At 37.2% G+C, this 6323-nt stretch carries 5 protein-coding genes; 2 read left to right on the top strand and 3 right to left on the bottom strand.

What is annotated here, in order from left to right:
- From DOK76_RS10980 to DOK76_RS10970, 3 genes are all read right to left on the bottom strand, one after another.
- A partial coding sequence (locus tag DOK76_RS10980; RefSeq protein WP_206967730.1) for a LysM peptidoglycan-binding domain-containing protein occupies positions 1–1785 on the bottom strand: 1785 nt, incomplete at its 3' end.
- 396 nt (positions 1786–2181) lie between these two features.
- A complete protein-coding gene (locus DOK76_RS10975; protein WP_206967728.1) occupies positions 2182–3366 on the bottom strand; it encodes a GNAT family N-acetyltransferase in 1185 nt (394 codons plus the stop codon).
- Positions 3367–3378: 12 nt separating this feature from the next.
- Entirely contained in the window at positions 3379–3828 is a 450-nt protein-coding gene (locus DOK76_RS10970; RefSeq protein WP_370590131.1) for a NusG domain II-containing protein, read from the bottom strand.
- Positions 3829–3989: 161 nt separating this feature from the next.
- Between DOK76_RS10970 and trhO the strand changes: the two genes are divergently transcribed.
- Both trhO and DOK76_RS10960 read left to right on the top strand, forming a co-directional pair.
- Positions 3990–4961, top strand: coding sequence for an oxygen-dependent tRNA uridine(34) hydroxylase TrhO (trhO, locus tag DOK76_RS10965; protein WP_206967724.1), 972 nt, complete (start codon positions 3990–3992; stop codon positions 4959–4961).
- Positions 4962–5112: 151 nt separating this feature from the next.
- Positions 5113–6288 carry a cation:proton antiporter gene (locus DOK76_RS10960; RefSeq protein ID WP_242542292.1) on the top strand — a complete coding sequence of 392 codons (1176 nt, stop codon included), beginning with the start codon at positions 5113–5115 and terminating at the stop codon, positions 6286–6288.
- The last annotated feature ends 35 nt before the right edge of the window (positions 6289–6323 follow it).

Here is a 6323-nt window from a genome sequence, read left to right as displayed (position 1 = left end):
TCTTACTTTATACATATTTGAATCAACGGCTTTTGTTGCTGGTTTAGTCGCTGGCTTCGATTCAGATTTACTTGTATTGGCTTTTGGGTCTTTTAAATGAACTGCTTGTCCTGGATGGAGGGTGTTATTTTTGATGCTATTCCACTCAATGAATTTAGCCACTGATAAACCATATTGCTCTGCAATTCCCCAAACTGAGTCCCCTGCTCTTACTTTATAGGTATTCAAACCACTCGGTTTAGTCACTGGCTTCACAGCTGGTTTAGAAGCAGCTGGTGTTTTTGTCTTCAGCTTTGATACAGGCTTAGTCTGTGGTTTTGCTACAGGTTTTGTTTTTGGTTTCGATTGCGTTACTGGTCTTGCTTTAACCACCGGTTTTCTCACCGGTTTAGTCGTGATATACGGTCTCGCAGCTGACTGTCTGCGCGCATTGGCCGCTGCTTGAGCTCTTGCTCTGGCTGCCGCTTGTTGTCTAGCAATAGCTGCTGTCTGGGCTCTTGCTTTTGCCAAAGCCTGAGCTCTCGCTTGTGCCATCACATAATTCCTAGCTCTTTGCGCAGCTTGTGCCGCAGCTCTGGCTACCATTTGATTTCTAATTCTAGCTGCACGAGCCGCACGAGCTTGTTCTGCCGCTCTCGCTCTTGATCGTTCTTGTGAGCGTTGTTTAGCCTTTTGAGCACCTATTCCTCCTAAAGAAAGGACTCCCCCTACTATTATTGTATTTCCTGCTGCAGTTAAAATGGTTCCAGTATTGGTGGCTGCCCACCAGGCTAATACTGGGGCAAAACGTTTATCTCGATCCTTACTCTCTGTTTCAAGTTGTGCCGTTTTAGCTTCAGAAAGTTGTAGTAATACCTCTTTCAACTCACCTTCCGACGCATGTTGTATTTTTTCTATTTCTTCATCGGTACTCATAAGTACTAATTCATCAATTAACGCTTCTACTTCATTCTGTTTCTCTCGTTGATTAAAAAGCTTAGTTAACTGTTCCTCAAATTTAGCGATATCTTGTTCATTATCCAGTTGTTCTATTTCTTTAGCATTTAAATATTTCTTTAACTCAGCTAATGATTCAACGCCATATTCTTCCTCTATCTGACTTAATAGTAGGTATTCTAGGGCTTCTTTCATTTCTTCTTCTGTTTGAGCTTCTGATAGAAATTGTAACTCCTCTTCATTGGCATTGTCTATGTATTTTTCAACCGCTTGATCATATTCCTTTTCATTAAAACTGTTTTCTGTGATTGATTTGTCACTCTCTGGAACAGATGAATCGGCTGTTTCTGTAGTGGAAGTATCGTTTTTAGGAATAGATAGTGCGGCTTCTTCTAATTGCCCTCGCTTCCTTCGAACAGAAGTCTCTTGTGAGTCAGAAGGTGATAATGACTTGTCATTATCTTCAAGTTGATTAGAAGAACTAGTATCTGTTGTTGGTTCTGAAGGTGTAGAGGATTCCGTCTGATTTTGATTATCTGATTGATTCTTAGAGTCTGACGTTTCAAGGTTATCGTCAATGGTAATAGGTGCTTTTGGTGTCTCAGTTAGTTGATTAGTCTCAGCTACGAAAGAACTAGTATCTGTTGTTTCTTCAATCATAACAGAAAAACCCTCTTTTTTACTAGATACTGCTGGGGATTCAGGCAATTCAGATAAGGGCTGCTTGTCTTTTTCTTCCACTTTATCATTTGTCAAAGACTCCCTCGCTTTAACAGAAATTCCTGAGGAGACCATAATTTGTAAGATTAAGGTACTTGCTAAAAGGCTTGTTACTAGTTTCTTTTTCATTAATTGACCTCGTTTCATTTTTTGAAGTACATCATAAAATGAAATGACGGGATGGCACCATGGATACAGCTTACAGGTTAGTTACAAAATTGTAAGAGCCATGAATCAAATTTTATCAACAAGCTGATGTAAAAAATAGGGTTCTGTTGCAAAGATTAAACGTAAAAAAGTATTTTCCCCTGCTATCCTCTTTTTAAACTTTGCAACAGAACCTCATTGATTAACCTAGGTATTTGCTTTGCTCATATCCTACTACCAAGTTCTTTTCCCATTAGTGTTATTTCATTAATATTACTAACACTAAGTACTCTATGCCTATTATTCTTTAGCCTAACAACAAAAAACACAGGATCATCTTCCTTATCCTCATAAGGAGATGATACCTGTGTTTTTTTCTTAGAAATAATCATATAAATGTGGAACAGGAGCGTTAATTAAATCCTTTAAAGGCTCTGTCATTGACTTATCTTCAATTAACTCTAACCAAATGGCTTTTTCTAAAGAATGATGTCCCATAAAGACTTGAGTAAATCGTTGAATACTTCCCCGATAATCAATACGTTCTGGTTGCGCTACTTTAGTACATTCACACATACCATTTGTGATGACTAATTTAAACTGACCATTATTCCAAGCACAACTTGTATCTGTCACATCAACGTAAATTTCTCTTGTTTCTTCAATCACTTCAAAAGGATAGTTTGTCATAAATTGTTCAAAGTTAACAATCTTGACCATCATATTGCTATAGGTTTTTCTTGTCAGATCCTTCATCTCTGTTAAAAGCTCCAACACCATCGTATCTCTAATATTCGTTGAGACAAATTCATCAAAACTACCATTATGACTGGCTACAAAAGTCATTAATTTTCTTAATGCAAAGCTTGTTTGATAGCCCATCTCATACAGTTGGAACTCGGTTGAACCAATCAACCCATAAATTAAGTAACCCACAGCTTGATTGTCATCATTAAAACAAATTGCTAACTTTTTCTGGTCGTTAGAAGCAACGGTGTACTCCCACCAGTAATCCTCACGAATCAAAGCACCATGTTCTGTACCTAATGTCTTAGCGTACAACTCTTTGATGATCTCTTTAACACCCTCATCTTCCCAATCAACGCGTTTCACGTAGCCTTGTTTTTCAGGTTTAATCTGAGTGATAACTTCTTTAGGAATTCTCATTTCTTCAAAATCAAATACGGTTTCATAGCCAAATTTTCGGTAAAAAGCTTGAGAAAAAGGAGCTAAATAAGATAACTCAACACCTTTTTCATGTAAATCCTCAAATATAGTAGAAAAAATCTCACGAATGCCTCCATTACCTCGAACCTCTGGGTAACTAGCTACATCCCCAATCCCTGCCATCTTCATGACTCTATCCTTAATCATAACTTGATACGGGTAACAAACAATTTGACTGGTGATTCCTAAGTCAGTTTCGTCTACGTAATTATCAATAAACGTATTCTTTTTAAGGTAAGCTTCTTTTTGTGCTTTTGTGTGTTGAATGTTAAAAGCATAACTCGCTAATGCGTGGATTTTTTCCAAATCTTGTCTTTCTGTTACTTTTTTAATCATTTACGCCACTCCCTAATAACTAATAATCAAATCCTCATCTTCTTCACTTGGTGCTTTAGACACAAGCTCTACGACTAATTTATGAGGTAAACAAATACTTGTTTGACCTGCCCGGCTAATCCAACCTGTTCTAACGGCTATTTGATCAGGGCTATTGTCCTCCTTCACCCGGATGCGTGTTCCTTCCATCTCAACGATGTTGTACTTATCTTTTCCTGGATAATAAGTTTTTTCGTAGTGTTTTGTGTTTTCGTTTAACTCAAAACGATCTACTTCCTTACCATCTATTTTAATAATCGCAATCAATCCATTATCATCTGTTTGATTTTTTTGGTTCATTCCAAACACAATTAAGGGTGTAAAAGATAAAATCACCAAACACACGATGACTACCCCATCCATAAATCGCCATTGCTTTTTTAATTCTTCCCAAATCTTCATGCCTTTGGCTCCTTTGTTCACTTGTTGACAGACTCTCTAAGTAAGATAACTTTATTTTAACATAACGTCAACTCTTCTTTGAAGGCAAAAGACTTTTCCCTTTGTGAATTAAGCACTAAAGTTGCTATTTCAATCAAGTCTAAACTATAATAGTTTGGTACAAACTAGAGGAGGAAGAAAGCGTGTCAAAATATCAAGTATTACTTTATTATTTATATGTCCCATTAGAAGACCCAAAAAGCTTTGCTGCTGAACATTTAGAGTTTTGTAAATCAATTAACTTAAAGGGACGCATCTTAGTTGCTAACGAAGGAATTAATGGTACCCTTTCAGGTTTAACAGAAGACACTGAAAAATACATCGCTCACATGCGTGCCGATGACAGATTTAAAGATATCTTCTTTAAAATCGATCCAGCTGAAGAGCAAGCTTTCAAAAAAATGCATGTTAGACCTCGTCCTGAGTTAGTTTCTTTATCTCTACATGACGATATAAACCCACTTGAATTAACAGGGGATTACTTATCACCAAGTGAATTTAAAGAAGCTATTTTAGACGAAGACACTGTTGTTATCGATGCTCGTAACGACTACGAATACGATTTAGGTCATTTTAAAGGCGCTGTCCGACCAGACATTCGTTCTTTTAGAGAATTACCTCAATGGATTCGCGATAACAAAGAACAGTTTATGGACAAACGTGTTGTCACTTACTGTACCGGTGGGATTCGTTGTGAAAAATTCTCAGGTTGGTTAGTTCGTGAAGGCTTTAAAGATGTCGGACAACTTCATGGTGGGATCGCTACTTATGGTCGTGACCCTGAAGTTCAAGGTGAACTATGGGATGGCGCTATGTACGTCTTTGATGAACGTATTAGTGTGCCTATTAACCATGTGAACCCTGTTATTGTTGGAAAAGATTGGTTTGACGGAACGCCTTCAGAGAGATACGTTAACTGTGGTAACCCTGAGTGTAACCGCCAAATTATCTGTTCAGAAGAAAATGAAGCTAAGTATGTTCGTGGTTGCTCTCATGAGTGCCGTGTCCATGAACGTAATCGCTACATTCCTGAAAACAACTTAACTGTTGATGAGTGGCAAGCACGCATCGAAGCACTAGGAGAAACTTTCGTCGCTCCTGTTGTTAATCAGTAAAACAGTTGAAAAAGTAAAAAAACTATGGCAAAATAAAGATATATAAAATGTACAAGGTTGAGCGTGTGCTTCAAGGTTATCTCTTTCAGGGCGGGAAGAGTCGCTTTGGCACACGTTTTTTTGTATTTTTTGACTTAATAAGGAGGAAGATATGTTAATTGAATTATTATTATCATTAATATTAATCATTATTGGAACGAAACTAGCTAGTCACTTATGTCATCGAATTGGGATCCCTGCTGTTATTGGAGAATTATTAACTGGGGTGATATTAGGACCTGCTTTACTAGGGCTTGTCTTACACACAGAAGTTATCTCGCTGTTTGCTGAAATCGGCGTTATCTTACTGATGTTTTTAGCCGGACTTGAAAGCGACTTAGACAAACTTAAAAAATACCTAAAACCATCTGTTATGGTTGCTTTGTTTGGTATTTTACTACCTATGGTCTTCTTAAGTGGGGCTGCTCACTTGTTTGATATTTCTTGGAAAGAAGCTTTATTTATTGGAGTTATTTTTAGCGCAACTTCCGTTAGTATTTCCGTCCAAGTACTTAAAGAATATAAACGCTTAGACACCGCTGAAGGCTCTGTTATTCTAGGAGCGGCTGTTGTAGATGATATTGCTGTTGTCTTAATTGTCAGTTTATTCAGTGCTTTCCTAAGTATGGATAGTACATCACCTAATGGTATTGGTCTTCTTTGGGAACTACTAGGAACAAAAATTCTATTCTTCTTAGGCCTATTCCTATTTGCAAAATTCATCTTAAATCCACTTTTAGCACTTGTTAAAAAAATTGTAGCAGTAGAAGTTGAAACAGCCTTTGCTTTAGTTTTATGTTTTGCCTTTGCTATTCTTTCTGAAAAAGTGGGTATGAGTGATGTTATTGGTGCTTTCTTTATTGGCCTATTACTTTCTAAACATGAAAGCAAAGACAAAATGGAACACAATGTATCAGTTATTAGCTATTCATTATTTATCCCTGTCTTCTTTGTTTCTATTGGATTAGACATTGAACTATCAGCCTTTAAAGAGTACGCACTGTTAATCATTGTCTTCACCATTTTAGCAACTCTTACTAAATTAATTGGTGGCTACATTGGTGGACGAATGACTCATCTTGGTAAAGAGCAATCCTTAATCATTGGGGCAGGAATGGTTTCTCGTGGTGAGATGGCCCTAATCATTGTTAAAATGGGAGAAAACATTGGACTTGTTAGTCCTGGACACTACTCTGCTATTATTGTAGCTGTTATTCTAACAACTCTTTTCTCACCACTACTTATTAAATTTGCTGTCGAAAAGGCAGAAAAGAAACAATTAGCATAAACAAAAAAGCTTAGACTTTTAACAAGTCTAAGCTT

The organism is Candidatus Vagococcus giribetii, assembly GCF_017316185.1.
Lineage (GTDB): Bacteria > Bacillota > Bacilli > Lactobacillales > Vagococcaceae > Vagococcus > Vagococcus giribetii.
This window is presented reverse-complemented; position numbering and strand designations above follow the sequence as displayed.

What these genes read in the sequence shown, in the direction of transcription:
- DOK76_RS10960 (WP_242542292.1), top strand. Translation starts at nt 5,113, where the DNA reads ATGTTAATTGAATTATTATTATCATTAATATTAATCATTATTGGAACG.
- DOK76_RS10975 (WP_206967728.1), bottom strand. Translation starts at nt 3,366, where the DNA reads ATGATTAAAAAAGTAACAGAAAGACAAGATTTGGAAAAAATCCACGCA.